Raw genomic sequence first — 16,906 nt, forward strand, 5'->3', positions numbered from 1 at the left:
TTCCCTCGAACTTGCGACAGCGGGACCGCGCGCGGTCGCGCGCGGTACGCGGGCAGGTATTCGGACTCGGGGGCGCTCCGTCGCCGGCGCCTAGTCCCCACCGCTTCCCAGGTCCCTTGCGGCCCAGTGCTCATGGCGGGTTTCGTTCCCCCTCACCGCTGCGGGGCAGTCCTGGATTCGCACCAGATTCCCTCTTAGCCGCAGTGCCCCGGGGCGCCGCGGAACCAGCGTCGAATGCGATGGTACGGCCGCACCGGCCCCCGCCGCAGGGCCCGGCCAGACTGTGAGAACCCGCGCGGGCGCCGCAGGGGCGCCGAGTAAGGTCCGAGCCGGGCCGGGACCGCGGCCCGCGGACGGGTTCGAGGAGGATTCGATGAGCAGGAAGACCGCAGTCGTCACGGGAGCGAGCAGCGGCATCGGAGCGGCCGCCGCCCGCGCCCTCGCCAAGGCCGGGTTCGACGTGGTCCTCGGCGCGCGCCGGACCGACCGGCTCGCCGAGGTCGCGGCCGAATGCGGCGGGACCGCGCTCGCGCTCGACGTGACCGACGAGGCGTCGGTGTCGGCGTTCGCGGCTCGGGTGGAGCGCTGCGACGTGCTCGTGAACAACGCGGGCGGCGCGTTCGGCCTCGACTCGATCGCCGACGCCGATCTCGAGCTGTGGCAGCGCATGTACGACGTGAACGTGCTCGGCACGGCACGGATCACCAAGGCGCTCCTGCCGAAGCTGGTCGAATCGGGTGACGGCCAGGTCATGGCGATCGGCTCGATCGCCGGCCACCAGCCGTACCCGGGCGGAGGCGGCTACAACGCCGCCAAGCACGCCGAGGCGGCGATCACGCGGGTGCTGCGCATGGAGCTGCTCGGGCAGCCGGTGCGGGTCTGCGAGATCGACCCTGGCATGGTCGAGACCGAGTTCAGCCTCGTCCGCTTCGAAGGCGACCAGGAACGCGCCGACGCGGTGTACGCCGGGATGACGCCGCTGACGGCCGACGACATCGCCGAGACTGTCGCGTGGGTCGCGACCCGGCCCGCGCATGTGAACATCGACCAGATCACCATCACCCCGAGAGACCAGGCCGGAGCCCAACTGGTGCACCGCCGCAAGTAGACCGAGCGGCGGTTATCCACAGGCGGAGAACTCGCGCTGGGCGCCCGGCGGCACTCGGTGCCAGTGTTGACCCATGCGCCGACACGACAGGCTCCACAGCACCCGCCCGGCCGCAGGCCGGAGCGCGGCGGCCGCTGTGCGGCTGCGCGCGCGGCGAGTTATCCACAGGCCGGGAATTCGTTCTCGACACTCCACCGCAGACGGTGTCACGGTTGAGACAAAAAAGCCATCTGGCCCTGCGGGATGGCGGCGATATGAAGGGGAATCGCGAACGTCGCCATACCGAGACCGCGCGCGGGAAGCCGCCCGCGCGACGGTCCCCGCAGGACCGCCACTTACAGGTGCGGGCGGCCGGGAACACCACCCCGGCCGCCCGCAATCCACGCTGTCGCCCCCAGATCACGCAGTGAGCGTGAACTCCGGCGAAGTCCACTGCTCCCAATGCGCCGGGTCGTCCTCGTCCCCAAGCGCCCTGAGCACCCGCACGGTCAGCGTCCACTGCCCCGGCTCCAACGCGTTCGGGCGCTGCGCCACCAGGTCCTTCAAGTGGACGCCCACCGCGTCATCGGGGCCGGGCGAGCGCGGCAGGAACTCCTCCCGGTCCCACACGATCACCTCGCCGGTGCGGGCGTTCGTCGCGCTGACCTCCATCGCGGCCGGCTGGTGTCCCAGGAAGATCAGGGCCGCCAGGACGGGGCCCTCGGTGAGGCTGAACGTCTCGCCTTCGGCCAGGTCGCGGTACTCGAACTCGTGCGTCTCCTGATCCTGGGCGACGACCGCCGCCAGGTGGGGGAAATCGGGGTGCTCGAGGATCGGGATCGACAGGTAGTCACCGTGGTAGCCCGAGTACGCGGCCGACAGCGACTCGCCGCCGCCCTCGGGGCGGGCGGTGATGCGGCCGCCGAAGACGCTGCCGAGGGGGAGGTCGGCGCCGGGTTCGACCGTGACTTCGATCGTCGCCGACTCGCCCGGGTGGAGGCGGAGTTCTTTGGGCTCGAAGGTCACGTTCGGTTCGGCCGCATGGAAGCCCGGGTCGCGGTCGTCGCCGGTGGTGGCGATCGTGGCCCGGTGGGTCATGGTGTAGTCGCGGGTGTCCGGGTCGTGTGAGGTGAGGGTGAGTTCGAACGTGCGCGGCCCGGTGCCGTCGCCGGTGTTGACGCCGGTGGGGTAGAGGTACGCCTCGGCGTCGAGGGCGTCGATGACATCGATGAGGCCGGTGCCCTGGCGGTGTGCCGCTTCGAGTTCGCCGAGGTCGGGGTTGTCGCCCCATGGGACCGGTTTGGCGGCGTTGGCGAGGCGGGTGCGGACGTCGCGGGGGTGGAGGCGGGGTTCGGCGTCGAGGAGGAGGGCGGCGGCGCCGGCGACGTGCGGGGAGGACATGGAGGTGCCCGAGAGGGCCTCGTAGGAGCCGTCGGCGACGGGGACCGTGGACCAGATGCCGCCGCCGGGGGCGGTCACGTCGGGTTTGAACGAGAGGTCCGGGGCGGGGCCGTATGCGGTGAAGCTGGAGGCGAGGCCGCCGCGGGGGAGGTCGACGAGGACGGTGCCGCCGTCGAACTCGAGGACCGGGGCGCCGCCGATCGAGGCGAGGTCCTGGAGGTCCTTGCCGTCGGTGTCGGTGATGGCGATGATCGGGACGCCGAGGTCCTCGACGCCGCCCCCGCCGAAGGGGCCGGGGCGGTCGTTGTAGACGACGACGCTCGTCGCGCCTTCGGCGACGGCGCGGGCGTACTTCTCGTTGAACGTGCAGGTGCCGCGGACCACGAGGGCGGCCTTGCCGTCGACGTCGCCTTCGGAGGGGTCGTCGGCGCAGGCGCGGCCGAGCCAGACCAGGGCGTCGGTCGCGGTGCCGGTCTCGGGTTCGGGGGATTCGCTGATGGCGCGGTAGCCGATGCTGCGGTCGAGCGCGGGCACGAAGGCGGCGTCCATGCGCTGGGCCGGGTTGTCGGTGGAGGCGACGGCGATGACGTCTTCCCCGACGCCGGGCGCGGAGCCGGAGTAGATGCCGGTCTCGCCGTCGTTGCCCATCGAGGCGACGACCACGACGCCCTCCTCGGTGAGCTTGTCCGCCGCTACCGCGGTCGGGTAGCCGGGCCACTGGTACGACTGGCCGAGCGACAGGTTCACGACGTCCATGCCGTCCTCGAGGGCGGCCTCCATGGCCTGCATGATCACTTCGGCGCTGGTGGAGCCCTCGCAGCCGAAGACCTTGTACGCGCCGAAGCGGACGTCGGGGGCGACGCCGGTGACCTCGCCGTCGGCGCCGACGATGCCGGCGACGTGGGTGCCGTGGCCGCCGCAGTCGGCCGGGTCGTCGTCGGGGGCGGGTTCGCTCAGGTCGGGGTCGTCGGAGTCGAAGTCGTCGCCGACGAAGTCGGTGCCGTAGGCGACGCGGCAGCCGTCGCCGAAGCAGCCGCCGAGGTCGGGGTGGGTGTAGTCGATGCCGGTGTCGATGATGCCGACCTCGACGCCGCCGCCGGTGACGCCGCGGTCGTGCGCCTCGTCGGCGCGGGTGGTGCGGATCGCCTGCGCCAGTTCGGGTTGCGCCTCCGGGACGCCGACGCCCGGCCGCGCGTCGGGGCCGGCGAACATGACGTCGGACCAGACGCGCTCGACCGCGCCGAGCTGCCCGAGGCGCCGCGCGGTGGCCGGGTCGGCTTCGACCGAGACGCCGTTCCAGATGCGCTCGAAGTCGTGCCGGACCGTGAAGTCGAGGTCGCCGGCGCCTTCGAGGACGGAGGCGTCGGCGCCTTCGGTGAACTCGACGAGCCACACCCGCGCGGGCCCCGCGTCCGGTTCCGCCTGGGCCGCGGGCGCGGCGAGCGCGAGCAGCGGCAGGGCGGCCGCGGCGGCGAGGGGCCGCCGCCAGGAGTCGGGGACGGTTCGGAACGTGCGCAGGCCCGGCATCAGGGGTCCCTTCGTCTCGTGCCCGCCGGGGCCCGGAGGCTCCCGGGATCCCGGCGGGCAGATATGGCAGGACCTCGATCGTGGGGCATCGGGCGCGCGGAACCGCGCATTTGCCGCGCGGCCCCGGGCGTGTCGGGGCGCGGGCGGGTTCAGAGGCCGAGGAGGCGCGCGAGCCCGAGCCCGGCGAGTCCGGCGGCGAGGCCGCCGGCCAGGTTCATCGCGATGTTGAGGACCGCGTGGGCCCAGCGGCCTTCCTCGGCGAGTTTCAGGGTCTCGAAGGAGAGGGTCGAGAACGTGGTGAGCGCGCCGCAGAAGCCGACGGCGAGGAACGCGGACCAGGCGGGGTCGGCGACGGCGGCGGCGAGGAACACGGCGAGGCCGGAGCCGGCGGTGTTGACGGCGAGGGTGCCCCAGGGGAGGCGCCGGCCGAGGTAGTGGGCGGCGACGAGGTCGGTGAGGAACCGGGCGGGGGCGCCGATGGCGGCGCCGGCGGCGATGAGGAGGAGCGTCATCGGCGGCGGGCGATCCGGCGGGCGGCCCACATGCCGGCGGCGGCTGCGGTGAGCGCGGCGGCGATGGTGGCGAACGCGTAGGCGACGGCGAGGAGCTGCGCGCCGGCGTCGACGGCGCGGCCGATGTCGACGATGTAGGTGGAGAAGGTGGTGAAGCCGCCGAGGACGCCGACGCCGAGGAACGGCCTGACGTGGCGGCGGTCGGGGGCGATCTCGGTGGCGAGGACCATGAGGGCGCCGATGAGGAGGCCGCCGGCGGTGTTCGCGAGGAACGTCGCGAGGTCGAATTCGCCTGGTTCGGCGGGAAGGAGGACGAGGAGTCCGTACCGGGCGAGGGACCCGATGGCGCCGCCGGCGGCGACGGCCGCGAGCGCGGTGGCGGGGACGGCGCGGAGGGCGGTGCGCAGGGGAGGGCGGAAGGTTCCGGACACGGGCTGAATGTATCGCCCTGCGGGGCCGCACACGGTATGCGATCGCTCACCGTCCCTTGCGCCCGAATTGCGGGTGCGGTTACGGTTGACGGGCGATGAGTTACACCGTCACGAACCAGCACCTGACACGCAGGCGTCACCTCGACTTCTGCCGCGTGTCCACCGTGCTCTGTCGTTAGTCCGCCGCTCCGGCCGGCCGGCTCGCCGACGTACTCGTCTTTCTCCCCCGCTGGGTTCGAGCCCGACCCGCATTCCCGTTCTTCGCTGACTCGGCTTCGCCGCGGCCTGCGCCGCTGCGCGCCGCCGTGTCCGCGTCCGCCTTCACCTGAGGTTCTCCATGTCCAGTGCTCCAGAAAGCGCGGCCGTCGACGCGGCCGCTGAGGAATCGAAGAAGTCCAAGCGCCGCAAGCGGGTTCCGTTCGCCGCGCAGTTGCTCATCGGTCTCGTGCTCGGCCTCGTCCTCGGGTTCGTCGCCCGCGAGTGGTCGGTCGCGTGGCTCGGTACGACGCTCGAGACGGTCGGCACGCTGTTCGTGCAGCTCCTGTTCCTGATCGTGCCGTTCCTGGTGTTCACGGCGATCGTCGCGTCGATCGCGAATCTGCGGAATCTCGCGAACGCGGGCCGCCTCGTCGCCAAGACCTTGGGCTGGTTCGCGGTGACGTCGCTGATCGCGGTGGTGATCGGGATCGCGATCGGTCTGGCGACGAACCCGGGTTCGGGTGTGGAGCTGTCGAGTTCGGCGGCGGCGCCGGAGACGCAGGGGTCGTGGACCGACTTCCTGACCGGGATCGTCCCGGTGAACGTGGTCGACGCGTTCGTGAACGTGAACGTGCTGCAGATCGTGTTCCTCGCGATCGTCGTGGGCGCGGCGGCGGCGAAGCTCGGCGACAAGGCCGAGCCGTTCCTGAGGTTCAACGCTTCGGCGCTGGCGCTGGTCCAGAAGACGCTGTGGTGGGTGATCCGCCTGGCGCCGATCGGTACGGCGGCGCTGATCGGGAAGTCGGTGTTCTCGTACGGGTGGGATCTGCTGGAGCCGATGGCGGTGTTCAGCGTCGACATCTACGCGGGTGCGCTGATCGTGATGCTGGTCGTGTACCCGGTGCTGCTGCGGGTGTTCGGGAAGGTGTCGCCGGTGCAGTTCTTCCGGAAGTCGTGGCCGGCGATCCAGTTCGCGTTCGTGTCGCGCTCGTCGGTGGGGACGCTGCCGCTGGCGCAGCGGATCGTGACGGACCGGCTGGGCGTGGACCGGAACTACGCGTCGTTCGCGTCGCCGTTCGGTGCGACGACGAAGATGGACGGTTGCGCCGCGATCTATCCGGCGATCGCCGCGATCTTCGTGGCGCAGGTGTACGGGGTGGACCTGGGGGTCCAGGACTACCTGCTGATCGCGTTCGTGTCGGTGATCGGTTCGGCGGCGACGGCGGGTCTGACCGGTGCGACGGTGATGCTGACGCTGACGCTGTCGACGCTGGGTCTGCCGCTCGAGGGCGTGGGTCTGCTGCTGGCGATCGACCCGATCATGGACATGATCCGGACGGCGACGAACGTGACCGGGCAGATGGTGGTGCCGGTGATCGTGGCGCGGTCGGAGCGGATCCTGGACCGGGAGGTCTACGACGCCGCGCCGGTGCCGCTGGACGAGGAGTCCGCGTTCGGCGGCGACTCGGCGCCGGCCCGGAAGGGCGAGCCGGCGTTGCAGCCGGCGTGATCTGGAGCTTTGTTCTCTCCTGAGGAGTGAGGGGCCGGCCCGTCGGGGCCGGTCCCTCGCTCTTTTTGCCTGCTCGATGCTCTGGCGGTCGTCGGGCGGGAACCGCCGGCGGTTGTCGGGCGGCGCTCCGATGGTGCCGCTCCCGGTGGTGCCGCAGGGGTCCGGCGCTGGGTCAGCGGTTGCCTTCGAGGTACTGCTCGAGGCCGTCGATGACGCGGTTGAGGCCGAATTCGAAGTAGTCCTCGATGAGGTCGTCCGAGTCCGCTGCGGCGGGGGCGAGGCGGGAGAGGTGGGGGAAGCGGTCGCGGATGCCGGGGTCGGCGAGGAACTGGAAGAACTGGGCGGAGGAGTCGGCGCCGCCGATCTCGGGGCGGACGGCGCCGAGGGCGAAGCAGTCGACGGTGAGGACGGCCATGAGGCCGAGGTCGGCGGGGAGGCCGACCGCGGTGAGGCGGCCGAGGACCTCGTCGACCCAGCCGGCCTCGCCGGGGCCCATGGTGCGGTGGCCGGTGCCGACGGTCACCGCCCAGGGGTGGGCGCGGAACATGCCCATGACGGCGCGTCCCCAGTGGAGGAGGACGTCGCGCCAGCTCTCGGCGGCGGGCAGGTCGACGGGGTCGGCCATGAGCGAGTCGTACATGAGGACGACGAGTTCGTCCTTGCCCGGGACGTGCCGGTAGAGGGACATGACGCCGCTGCCGAGGCGTTCGGCGAGGTGCTTCATCGAGACCTTGTGGAGCCCTTCGGTGTCGGCGATGGCGACGGCTTCGGCGACGATGCGCTCGCGGGTGAGGCCGGAGGGGCGGCCGCGTCCGGGCCGCGGGCGGTCGCTCCACAGCAGCTCGTATTCGCCTTGTCCCACAGGGCACCCCCTTCGTCCGTCCCGCGTCGCAGCCTAGGCGCCGTGCCGGTGCTGCGTGCACGCACACATCGTGCGTATGATGTACGCTTATTAGCGTATGTCATACGCATCGTTCGGACCCCCGCGACACGACCGGAGACACCCGTGACCGAAGCACCCGCCCCCGCCGCACCCGAGCCGCCCGCCGCGGCCGGCCGGCCGGCCCCCGACCAGGCGGGCCGGAACCGGCCCGAGCGGCCGGACCGCGCCACCCCGCCCGGCGAGAGGACCAAGTGGTACCGCCGCCCCTGGATCGTCCCGCTGTTCGCGGTCGCCGGCCTCTTCGTGGCCGCGCGGCTGCCGTTCTACCTGACCTTCGACACGAGCGACTCGCTCGTCGAACTCCAGGACGCGTTCCCGGAGACGCACTACCTGATGCTGTCCGGGCACATCCTGTTCGGCTCGATCGCGATCATCACCTGCTCGATGCAGGTGTGGACGTGGCTGCGGCTCAAGCACCCGAAGGTCCACCGCGTCTCCGGGCGCCTGTACGTGTTCGCGGGTGTCCTGCCCTCGGGCGTGTTCGCACTCGTCGTCTCGATCATGTCCGTGATCGGCCCGGCCGGGAAGATCGGGAACGTCATGCTGTCGCTCCTGTGGTTCGGGACGACCTTCGCCGGGTTCCTGGCGGCCCGCCGCCACGACTTCCAGGCGCACCGGCGCTGGATGATCCGCAGCTTCGCCCTGTGCTGGTCCATCGTGGTCAACCGGGTGTGGATCGCCCTGCTGATCGCGGTGCTGCTGCCGTTCGAGGAGAGCTACTACGGCGGCGACACCGACGCGCTGGTCACTGACGTGGCCGTCGCCTCGATCTGGCTGTCCTGGGTCGTGAACCTGATGATCGCCCAGTGGTGGCTCGACCGCAGGCCGGCGCGCCGGGGCCGCCGGCCGGGTCCGACGAAGGTCGCAGCCGCCGCGTAGGCGCTGCCACCTTCGGGGCGGCCGGGGCTCCACCCCCGGTCGCCCCGGTCCGGACCGGAAGTCCATGCCGCGGAAGGATTCGCGGAGCCGCCGGGCACGCGATGCTGAAAGGCATGGACACCACCACCGCCACCGCACCCGCGCCCGCCGAGCCGGCCGCGGCGAAGCGGCTGCCGCTCCTCGACGTGCTCCGCGGCGTCGCGATCCTCGGCACCCTCGGCACCAACATCTGGCTCTTCACCTCCGCGCACGGCGAGGCCGGGCCCCTGCTCGGCTTCGAGATCAACGACGGCGGGCCCGTCGGCTCGGCGTTCCAGCTGCTCGCCAACGGCAAGTTCCTGTCCATGCTCACCGTCCTCTTCGGAGTCGGACTGGCGATCCAGTACCGGTCCGCGGAGAAGCGGGGACGGCGCTGGCCGGGCCGGTACCACTGGCGGGCCCTGTTCCTCTTCGCCGAAGGCACCGTCCACTTCGTCCTCTTGTTCGCGTGGGACGTGCTCATGGGGTACGCCGTCACCGCGATCACCGTGGCCTGGCTCCTCAAGCGCTCCGAACGCGCGCAGCGGGCCGCCATGTGGACCGCGCTCGGCCTGCACCTGGCCCTCGTCGGCCTCATCACCGCCGGCGCCGCGGCCGGCGGCATCGAGCCGCGGCCCGAGCCGGAGGTGCAGGCGCTCTACGCCACCGGGACCTGGTCGGAACAGGTGCAGTTCCGGCTCGACAACGCGATCGCCTTCCGCATCGAGCCGGTCATCACCTTCCCGCTGCTGGTCTTCCTGTTCCTCCTGGGCGTCAGGCTGTTCCGATCCGGCGCGTTCGCCATGGGCGCGGATGGCGCGGGCGAGCGCGGCCGCCGTATCCGGGCCCGGCTCATGGCCTGGGGCCTCGGTCTCGGCCTGCCGCTCAACACCGCCGCCCTGTTCGCCCCCGCCGAGTGCTTCTACCTGGAGCGGTACGTGATCGCCCCGGTCGTCATGCTCGGGTACATCGGCCTGGTCGGGTTCCTCGTGGAGCACGTGCGCCGCGGCCCGGTCACGGCGTCGCTGGAGTCCTTGGGCCGCACCGCCCTCAGCGGCTACATCCTCCAGAACCTGCTCGCCTCTGTCGCCTGCTACGGCTGGGGCCTGGGCTTGGCCGCCCGGTACGGGTCCGAGCCGTGGCTCGCCCCGGCGCTGTGGCTCGGCATCGGCGCGCTCCTCCTCGCGGGGTCGTGGCTGTGGCTGCGCCGCTTCGCGAACGGCCCGGCCGAATCGCTGCAGAAGGCCGTCCTCCGCTGAGCCGGGTGCGGGCCGGGTTCGAGATCCGGCCCGCACCTCCCCCTCACCCGGCGGAGGCCGGCTCCGGTTCGCGGTCCCGGGCCGTCCGGCGACGCACCAGGGCGGCCAAGGGCCACAGGGCGATCAGCGCGATGATCCCGTACACGGTCCACGAGACGGGCCCGCCGACGAGCCCGGAGAGGTCCCCGCCGGAGAGCTGGAGCGACATGCGCGCCTGCCGTTCGGCCATGGGGCCGAGGATGACGCCGACGATCATCGGCAGCATCGGGATCCCGAAGCGGCGCATGCCGAGTCCGATCAGGCCGAGCGCGAGCAGGATGTACAGCTCGAACGGCTGGCCGCTGGTCGCATACGCGCCCATCGACGCGAAGAACAGGATCCCGGCGAACAGGTACGGCTTGGGAATGCGCAGCAGCTTCACCCAGATCGGGATCAGCGGCATGTTGAGCACCAGCAGCATCGCGTTCCCGACGAACAGCCCGGCGATGAGCGTCCACACGAGCGCCGACTCGTTCGCGAACAGGAGCGGCCCGGGCTGGATCCCGTAGGTCTGGAACGCGGCGAGCATGACCGCGGCGGTCGCGTTGCACGGCAGGCCGAGCGCGAGCATCGGCACGAGCGTCCCGGCGGCGGAGGCGTTGTTGGCGGCCTCCGGTCCCGCGACGCCTTCGATCGCGCCGTTGCCGAACTCCTGCTTGTGCTTCGAGAGGCGCCGCTCGGTCACGTACGACAGGAACGTCGGCACCTCCGCGCCGCCGGCGGGCACGGCCCCGAACGGGAAGCCGAGCGCGGAGCCGCGCAGCCACGGGCCCCACGATCGGCGCCAGTCGCTGCGGCCCATCCACACCCGGCCGACGGGGACGACCTCGTCCTTGCCGTTCCTGCGCCGGGCCGCGGTCCACAGTGCCTCGCCGACGGCGAACGCGCCGACCGCGACGACCACGATGTCGATGCCGTTCGCGAGTTCGGGGACGCCGTAGGTGAGGCGCTGCTGGCCGGTGACCGCGTCGATGCCGATGGTGCCGATGACGAGGCCGAGCAGGAGCGACGCGAAGCCGCGGACGCGGGAGGTGCCGAGCACGGACGCGGTCGCGACGAGCGCGAGCACCATGATCGCGAAGTACTCGGGGGCGCCGAGGCCGATCGCGAAGTCGACGGTGATCGGGGTGACGAACACGAGGGCGACCGTGGCGATGGTCCCGGCGACGAACGAGCCGATGGCGGCGGTCGCGAGGGCCTGGCCGCCGCGGCCGTTGCGGGCCATCTTGTAGCCCTCGAGGACGGTGACGACCGACGACGACTGGCCGGGCGTGTTGAGCAGGATCGCGGTGGTGGAGCCGCCGTACATGCCGCCGTAGAAGATCCCGCCGAACATGATGAACGCCTGGGTCGGCTCCATCCCGTACGTGATGGGCAGCAGCAGGGCGATCGCCATCGCGGTCCCGAGGCCCGGGAGCATCCCGACGGCGGTGCCGATGGTGACCCCGATGAGGGCGATGAGCAGGTTGCCGGGGGTGAGGATCGCGGCGAAGCCGTCGAGGAGCGCGTTCATGTTGTCCACGGCCGCCCCCTACAGGATTCCCTGGAGCACGCCGGCGGGCAGGGCGAGGCCCAGGCCGATGGCGAACCCGTAGAACGTGGCGAGGCCGAGCACGGCCGCAGCCGCGAGGGTGAGGAGGTACCTGCGGGAGCCGAGGACGATCGCCGAGCCCCAGAACAGGAGCGACCCGGAGATCACCCAGCCGAGCCAGTCGATGAGCAGCGCGTTGGCGGTGAACACCGCGCACAGCAGGCCGACGGTGGTGGCGTCGAACCGCTCGCCGGCGTGCGCGCCGCCGTCTTCGCCGTGGCCGCCGCGCAGGACGCTGACGGCGTAGCAGGCGGCGACGGCGAACAGGAGGATCCCGAGGATGATCGGGACCGGTTTGGGGCCGATCGGGTCGTTGGAGGCGGAGAACCCGCCGAGGCGGGCGGCGTCGACGATCACGAGGACGCCGAGGACGGCGAGGAAGCCGCACACCCAGAGCTGCGCGAGGTCCCTGGGTGCGGGGGCGGTCTCGGCCGCGTCGTGCTCGGCCGGCCCGTTCTCGGGGACCCGGTCTGCGGCGCGGTCTTCGGCGCCCGTCTCGGCGGTGGCCGCGTCGTGCTCGCCGGTCATGCCAGGCCCAGTTCCTGCAGGGTGGCCGCGACCGTGGCGTCCTGCTCGGTGAGGAACGCGCCGAAGTCGTCGCCGGTGAGGAACGCGTCGGTCCAGCCCTGCTTCTCGAGCTCGTCCTGCCAGGCCGCCGACTCGTGCATCGCGGTGAGCGCGTCGGTCCACTTCTGGACGTCGGCGTCGGCGATGCCGGGAGGGGCGACCCAGCCGCGCCAGTTGGTGAACTCGAGGTCGATGCCGGACTCGGCGAACGTCGGCGCGTCGGGGACGACGTCGACGCGTTCGGCGCCGGACACGGCGAGGACCCGGAGCTGGCCGGCCTCGATCTGGTCGATGAACTCGCCGACGCCGCTGGCGCCGAACGCGACCTTCGCGCCCAGGAGCGCGGGCAGGAGCTCGCCGCCGCCGTCGTAGGAGACGTAGTTGACCTGGGTCGGGTCGATGCCGACGGCCTTCGCGAGCTGCATCGGCAGCAGGTGGTCCGGTCCGCCGGGGGAGGAGCCGCCGCCGGCGGTGACGCCGGCGAGGTCGCCCGACCAGGCGGCGACGAGGTCGTCGATGGTCTGGAACGGGGAGGCGGTGGGTACGACGATGGCGCCGGACTCCTCGACGAGCTTCGCGAGCGGCGTGGTGCCGGTCAGCTTGGCTTCGGAGTTCTGCGTGTAGGAGGCGCCGACGACGCCGAGGCCCATCTGCATGGCGAGGTCGGCGTTGCCTTCCTCGCTGACGGTCCGCTGGAGGCCGACGGTGCCGCCGGCGCCTTCGAGGTTGAACACCTCGACGGCTTTGGCGATGCCCTCGTCCTCCATGATGCGGGCGATGGAGCGGGCGGTCGTGTCGTAGCCGCCGCCGGGGCTGTTGGGGACCATGATGCGCAGACCGGTGAGGGGTCCGTCGCCCGATTCGCTCTCGGCGGTGAGGCCGCATGCCGATGCCGCCGCGAGCGCCGGGACGGCCGCCGCAGCGCTGAGGAGGGCCCTCCGGTGAAATTTCATCGTGGTTGCTCTTTCATTTCGAGGGTGGTGTGAGAGACGATGGTCACCCTGGCGCGGCCCCTGCGTCAGCCTTGTGTCCGTATCGATCATTGAGTTCATTGTGTTCAGGCCGCCCGCATTCCGTCCGCTGCACCGTCCGCTGCTCCGCCCAGCGGCGCTTCGCCCGACCCTCGCCGGCCAGCTCTTGCTGTTCCAGCTCACCGTGATCCTGCTGGTGCTCGCGGCGGTCGCCGGCCTGTCGCTGGCGCAGTCGGCGGCGGTGTTCGACGCCGAGCAGGGGCGGCGGGTCACGCAGCTGGCCGAGTCCCTGGCCGCGTCGGAGCTGGTGCGCGGGCGGCTCCCGGAGCCGGCGCCGGCGCAGACGCTGGCGCCGCAGATCCAGGCCGACCTCGAGCGCTGGCAGGTGTCGTCGGTGACGGTGGCCGACGCGGAGGGCACGGTGGTGGCGTCGACGAACCCGCTGCTGATCGGGACGCGGCTGCCGCTCGGCGCAGGCGTCCTGGAGGGCCGGGGCTGGCGCGGGGAGGTCGACCTCGGGGGCCGGACCGAGCTGGTGGGGCAGGCGCCGGTGCTCAGCGCCGAGGACGGGAGCCTCGGGGTGCAGCTCGGGGTGGCGGTGGTCGGCCGGGAGGTGCCGTCGCTGCGGGAGCTGCTGGTGGAGGCGACGCCGACGCTGCTGCTGTACCTGGGGGTGGCGAGCGTTCTCGGCGTCGCCGGGTCGTGGCTGCTCGCGCGGCGGATCAAGCGGCAGACGTTCGGGATGGAGCCCAGGGAGATCGCGGGGCTCGCCGAGCACCGGGAGGCGATGCTGTACGGGATCGCCGAGGGCGTGATCGCGCTGGACGACCAGCACCGGGTGACGCTCGTGAACGATGTGGGGCGGCGGCTGCTGGACCTGCCGGACGGCGCGGTCGGCCGCACCCTCGACGACCTGGACCTCACGGGGCGGCTCCGGGACGTCCTCTCGGGGACCGTGACCGGTTCCGACCAGGTGGTGCTGCAGGGGAACCGGGTCCTGGTCGTGAACCGGATGCCGGTGGCGAAGGACGGGCGGGCGCTGGGGGCGGTCGCGACGCTGCGCGACCGGACCGAGCTCGCGCAGCTCGAACGCGACCTGGGGTCGTTCCGGTCCACGGCGGAGGCGCTGCGGGCGCAGGCGCACGAGTTCGACAACAAGCTGCACACCATCTCGGGGCTGATCCAGATCGGGGAGCAGGAGGAGGTGGTCCGGTACATCGACGCGCTCAACCGGCACCGGCAGTCCCTGGACCTGTCGATCGGCGAGCCGATCCGCGACAAGGCGATCGCTGCGCTCCTGATGGCGAAGTCGGCGCAGGCGTCCGAGCGGCAGGTGCGTCTCGAGGTCGCCGAGGGCAGCGCGCTCGGGCCGCTCGCGCCGGCCGATTCGGCGGACGTCGGCACGGTCCTCGGCAATCTCGTCGACAACGCCGTGGACGCGGCGGCGGGGACGCGGGCGGCGCTCCCGGCCGCCGAGGCGTGGGTGTCGGTCGACCTCCGCGAATCCGAAGGGGCCGTGCGCATCACGGTGACCGACTCGGGTCCGGGCGTCCCGCCCGAGACCGCCGAGGAGGTGTTCGCGCACGGTTTCACCACGAAGGCGGCGGCCGGGGAGCACGGGATCGGGCTGGCGCTCACGAAGCTCGTGTGCGAGCATCACGGCGGCGGCGTGGACGTCGCGAACACCGCCGGCGGCGCCCGTTTCACGGCGGTGCTGCCGCTGCTCGGCGACGCGTCCGGGCCGTCCGGGCGCCGCCGCGCCCGCCCCGCCCGCCCGCTGGCCGAGGAGCCGACATGATCGATGTGCTGGTCGTCGACGACGACTTCCGCCTCGTGAACATCCACCGCGGCTTCGTCGAGCGCACCCCCGGGTTCCGGGTGGTGGCGTCGGCCCGCTCCGGGGAGGAGACCCTCGCCGCGCTCGAGGAGCACCGCCCGGACCTGGTGCTGCTCGACCTGTACCTGCCGGACGTGTTCGGGCTCGACCTGGTGCGGCGCATGCGCGCCGAGGGGCACGAGACCGACGTCTTCGTCATCTCCGCGGCCCGCGAGGCCGACGCCGTCCGGGCCGCGGTCCGCCTCGGCGTCGTCTCGTACCTGCTCAAGCCGTTCGGCTTCGACGAGTTCCAGGAGCGCCTGGAGCAGTACGCGAACCGGCGGGCCGGGCTCGCCATGGCCGTCCGGGACCAGGCCGACGTCGACCGGGCGTTCGAGCGGACCGGGTCGGCGGCGGCGATGCCGAAGGGGTTCAGCGCCGAGACGGCCCAGCTCGTGGAGGCCACGCTCCGGGAGGCGGAGGGGTCGCTGTCGGCGGCCGAGTGCGCCGAGCGCATCGGCGTCTCGCGGGTGAGCGCCCGCCGCTACCTGGAGCAGCTCGCCGAGCGCGGCCGGGCCGAGGTCGCGTTGAGGTACGCCGGCCGCGGCCGCCCCGAGCGCCGCTACACCTGGCGTTAGGACCGGCCGGCTTCGCCGCGCGTGAATGCCGCTTCGACCGCGTCGAGGTTCGCGGTCCACCAGCGCAGGAGCCGCTCGTCGGAGAAGAAGACGCGGTCGCTCGCCGTGCGGTCCAGGTAGTAGTGGTATTTCAAGTGCCACACGGAGGTCAGCAGTCGCCACCAGCGGCGCCGGGCGGCGTCGGCGAGGGCGTCGGACCCGATGCCGGCGACGGTCCGGTACCCGGCGACGAGTGCGGCGACGTTGTCGAGGTCGATGCGCCCGTCGGGGAGCGCGAACTGGTAGGTGGCGGCGCGCACGATCTCTTCGCCGTACGGGTTGGGGCGCACCCGGTCCCAGTCGAGGACGGCGGCGATGCGGTCGCCGCGCCAGAGCAGGTTCCAGTTCTGGCAGTCGCCGTGCGTCCAGCCGGCCGGCCCGGCGGGCGGGTCCTCGGAGGGCCGCAGGCGCTCGTGGGCGGCGATGAGGTCGAGGCGGCTGCGCAGCAGCGGTTCGGCGGCGCGGTCGAACGCGTCGGGTTCGGCGCGGGCGGCGATCTGGTCGAGGTAGTCGCCGATGCGGTCGTGCGCGGTCGCGACCGTGGGCGGCCCTTCGGTGCTCGGACCGGCCTCGGGGAGCAGGCCGGGGCGGGCCAGCGCGGTGTGGATCCGGCCGATGACCGCGCCCATGTGGAAGGAGGTGCCGGCGTCCATGTCGGGTCCGAGGAGGTGGGTGCCGTCGATCCAGGGGGTGAGGTAGTAGCCGTGTCCGCCGATCTCGGCGACGGTGGTGCCGTCGGCGGCGGGGACCGCCGCCGCGACGGGGACGCCGTCGGCAGCGACCGAGGCCGTGAGTGCGAGGCTGCGCCGGGCCGAGTCGGGGTCGAGCGCGTCGAGTTCTTTGAGCGCGAACGCGCCCGCGTCGGTGTCCAGGCGCCAGTTGCGGTTCAGCAGTCCGTCGGGCAGGTACCGGCAGGCGGTGACGGTGCCGAGGCGGTAGGCGCGGGCGATCGGGTCGAGTCCGGCGCGCGGGCGGGGTTCGGGTGGGGCCACCGCGAAAGGCTACCGGCGGGGGCCGGGCGGCGCATCGGTGTTTTGGTCCGGGAGGGCGGAGGAGGGGCTGTGAATGGGGAACGGCCGGGCGGGTGCCCGGCCGCGGATGCTGCCCGTGCCGCAATGGTCTGCGGCCGAGCGGTGGTGTGGTGGAGTCTAGGGGAATCGAACCCCTAACCCCCGCCTTGCAAAGGCGGTGCTCTGCCAATTGAGCTAAGACCCCTGGGACGGCCGGCGGTGAGACCGGACCGTTCGAGTATCCCCGCTGCGCACGGGGCAACAGCGAGGATACCCGCAGCGCAGTGAGTTGGCTAACGCGATCCGCTAGCGCACGTCCTCCGCGGAGGTGGTGGCCTCGTGCCACAGGGTGCGGTCGTCGTTGATCGACTTGACCTTCTTGGCGACCACGAACGCGACCGTCGCCACCCCGGCGACGATCAAGATCTTCTTCCACATGGACCCAGGCCCCCTATATCAGAGATTGCCGC

At 72.4% G+C, this 16,906-nt stretch carries 15 protein-coding genes, 1 tRNA gene and 1 riboswitch; of the genes, 6 read left to right on the plus strand and 10 right to left on the minus strand.

Going from position 1 to position 16,906, the window contains the following annotated elements; translation table 11 throughout:
- Window positions 1-34: 34 nt before the first annotated feature.
- A riboswitch (cobalamin riboswitch) is annotated at window positions 35-244 on the minus strand.
- A 129-nt stretch (window positions 245-373) separates the two neighbouring features.
- On the plus strand, window positions 374-1,108 hold the full coding sequence (locus tag GFD30_RS16310; protein ID WP_153026259.1) for an SDR family NAD(P)-dependent oxidoreductase: 735 nt from the start codon (window positions 374-376) through the stop codon (window positions 1,106-1,108).
- A gap of 399 nt (window positions 1,109-1,507) precedes the next feature.
- Here the strand turns inward: GFD30_RS16310 and GFD30_RS16315 are convergent, their stop codons facing one another.
- From GFD30_RS16315 to GFD30_RS16325, 3 genes are all read right to left on the minus strand, one after another.
- Window positions 1,508-4,015, minus strand: coding sequence for a S8 family serine peptidase (locus GFD30_RS16315; protein WP_153026260.1), 2,508 nt, complete (start codon window positions 4,013-4,015; stop codon window positions 1,508-1,510).
- Between the two features lie 149 nt (window positions 4,016-4,164).
- On the minus strand, window positions 4,165-4,527 hold the full coding sequence (gene crcB / locus GFD30_RS16320) for a fluoride efflux transporter CrcB (RefSeq protein ID WP_153026261.1): 363 nt from the start codon (window positions 4,525-4,527) through the stop codon (window positions 4,165-4,167).
- Window positions 4,524-4,958 carry a FluC/FEX family fluoride channel gene (locus tag GFD30_RS16325; protein WP_322633315.1) on the minus strand — a complete coding sequence of 145 codons (435 nt, stop codon included), beginning with the start codon at window positions 4,956-4,958 and terminating at the stop codon, window positions 4,524-4,526. The genes crcB and GFD30_RS16325 overlap by 4 nt, the downstream gene beginning before the upstream one ends.
- 337 nt (window positions 4,959-5,295) lie before the next feature.
- Here GFD30_RS16325 and GFD30_RS16330 point away from each other — a divergent pair, with 337 nt between their 5' ends.
- Window positions 5,296-6,666 (plus strand): dicarboxylate/amino acid:cation symporter, encoded by a 1,371-nt coding sequence (locus tag GFD30_RS16330; protein WP_153026262.1) that lies wholly within the window; start codon window positions 5,296-5,298, stop codon window positions 6,664-6,666.
- Between the two features lie 172 nt (window positions 6,667-6,838).
- Here GFD30_RS16330 and GFD30_RS16335 read toward each other — a convergent pair whose 3' ends face one another.
- A complete protein-coding gene (locus tag GFD30_RS16335) occupies window positions 6,839-7,528 on the minus strand; it encodes a TetR/AcrR family transcriptional regulator (RefSeq protein ID WP_153026263.1) in 690 nt (229 codons plus the stop codon).
- A 144-nt stretch (window positions 7,529-7,672) separates the two neighbouring features.
- On the opposite strand from GFD30_RS16335, the gene GFD30_RS16340 reads away from it, so the two are divergent.
- Both GFD30_RS16340 and GFD30_RS16345 read left to right on the plus strand, forming a co-directional pair.
- On the plus strand, window positions 7,673-8,488 hold the full coding sequence (locus tag GFD30_RS16340) for a DUF2306 domain-containing protein (RefSeq protein ID WP_322633316.1): 816 nt from the start codon (window positions 7,673-7,675) through the stop codon (window positions 8,486-8,488).
- Between the two features lie 113 nt (window positions 8,489-8,601).
- Entirely contained in the window at window positions 8,602-9,765 is a 1,164-nt protein-coding gene (locus GFD30_RS16345; protein WP_153026264.1) for a DUF418 domain-containing protein, read from the plus strand.
- Between the two features lie 43 nt (window positions 9,766-9,808).
- Here GFD30_RS16345 and GFD30_RS16350 read toward each other — a convergent pair whose 3' ends face one another.
- From GFD30_RS16350 to GFD30_RS16360, 3 genes are read right to left on the minus strand one after another with little or no spacing between them, the layout of a single operon-like run.
- Window positions 9,809-11,326: a tripartite tricarboxylate transporter permease gene (locus GFD30_RS16350; protein WP_407649071.1), complete on the minus strand. Its 1,518-nt coding sequence runs from the start codon at window positions 11,324-11,326 to the stop codon at window positions 9,809-9,811.
- 9 nt (window positions 11,327-11,335) lie between these two features.
- Entirely contained in the window at window positions 11,336-11,923 is a 588-nt protein-coding gene (locus tag GFD30_RS16355; protein WP_153026265.1) for a tripartite tricarboxylate transporter TctB family protein, read from the minus strand.
- Window positions 11,920-12,915 (minus strand): Bug family tripartite tricarboxylate transporter substrate binding protein, encoded by a 996-nt coding sequence (locus GFD30_RS16360; RefSeq protein WP_153026266.1) that lies wholly within the window; start codon window positions 12,913-12,915, stop codon window positions 11,920-11,922. Before GFD30_RS16360 ends, GFD30_RS16355 begins: the two co-directional genes overlap by 4 nt.
- 100 nt (window positions 12,916-13,015) lie before the next feature.
- Between GFD30_RS16360 and GFD30_RS16365 the strand changes: the two genes are divergently transcribed.
- Window positions 13,016-14,731 carry a sensor histidine kinase gene (locus GFD30_RS16365; RefSeq protein WP_322633317.1) on the plus strand — a complete coding sequence of 572 codons (1,716 nt, stop codon included), beginning with the start codon at window positions 13,016-13,018 and terminating at the stop codon, window positions 14,729-14,731.
- A complete protein-coding gene (locus tag GFD30_RS16370) occupies window positions 14,728-15,387 on the plus strand; it encodes a response regulator (RefSeq protein WP_153026267.1) in 660 nt (219 codons plus the stop codon). Before GFD30_RS16365 ends, GFD30_RS16370 begins: the two co-directional genes overlap by 4 nt.
- Here GFD30_RS16370 and GFD30_RS16375 read toward each other — a convergent pair.
- From GFD30_RS16375 to GFD30_RS27045, 3 genes are all read right to left on the minus strand, one after another.
- Complete coding sequence (locus tag GFD30_RS16375) at window positions 15,384-16,418, minus strand: phosphotransferase (RefSeq protein ID WP_153026268.1); 1,035 nt, start codon at window positions 16,416-16,418, stop codon at window positions 15,384-15,386. The two genes, GFD30_RS16370 and GFD30_RS16375, sit on opposite strands and share 4 nt — an antisense overlap.
- A 147-nt stretch (window positions 16,419-16,565) precedes the next feature.
- Window positions 16,566-16,641: transfer RNA gene (locus GFD30_RS16380), tRNA-Ala, on the minus strand.
- A 101-nt stretch (window positions 16,642-16,742) separates the two neighbouring features.
- Entirely contained in the window at window positions 16,743-16,874 is a 132-nt protein-coding gene (locus GFD30_RS27045) for a DLW-39 family protein (protein ID WP_218125197.1), read from the minus strand.
- Between the last annotated feature and the right edge of the window lie 32 nt (window positions 16,875-16,906).

The sequence above is a fragment of the Glycomyces albidus genome, assembly GCF_009451885.1.
GTDB classification, from domain to species: domain Bacteria; phylum Actinomycetota; class Actinomycetes; order Mycobacteriales; family Micromonosporaceae; genus Glycomyces; species Glycomyces albidus.

What these genes read in the sequence shown, in the direction of transcription:
- GFD30_RS16310 (WP_153026259.1), top strand. Translation starts at nt 374, where the DNA reads ATGAGCAGGAAGACCGCAGTCGTCACGGGAGCGAGCAGCGGCATCGGA.
- GFD30_RS16315 (WP_153026260.1), bottom strand. Translation starts at nt 4,015, where the DNA reads ATGCCGGGCCTGCGCACGTTCCGAACCGTCCCCGACTCCTGGCGGCGG.
- crcB (WP_153026261.1), bottom strand. Translation starts at nt 4,527, where the DNA reads ATGACGCTCCTCCTCATCGCCGCCGGCGCCGCCATCGGCGCCCCCGCC.
- GFD30_RS16330 (WP_153026262.1), top strand. Translation starts at nt 5,296, where the DNA reads ATGTCCAGTGCTCCAGAAAGCGCGGCCGTCGACGCGGCCGCTGAGGAA.
- GFD30_RS16345 (WP_153026264.1), top strand. Translation starts at nt 8,602, where the DNA reads ATGGACACCACCACCGCCACCGCACCCGCGCCCGCCGAGCCGGCCGCG.
- GFD30_RS16355 (WP_153026265.1), bottom strand. Translation starts at nt 11,923, where the DNA reads ATGACCGGCGAGCACGACGCGGCCACCGCCGAGACGGGCGCCGAAGAC.
- GFD30_RS16360 (WP_153026266.1), bottom strand. Translation starts at nt 12,915, where the DNA reads ATGAAATTTCACCGGAGGGCCCTCCTCAGCGCTGCGGCGGCCGTCCCG.
- GFD30_RS16370 (WP_153026267.1), top strand. Translation starts at nt 14,728, where the DNA reads ATGATCGATGTGCTGGTCGTCGACGACGACTTCCGCCTCGTGAACATC.
- GFD30_RS27045 (WP_218125197.1), bottom strand. Translation starts at nt 16,874, where the DNA reads ATGTGGAAGAAGATCTTGATCGTCGCCGGGGTGGCGACGGTCGCGTTC.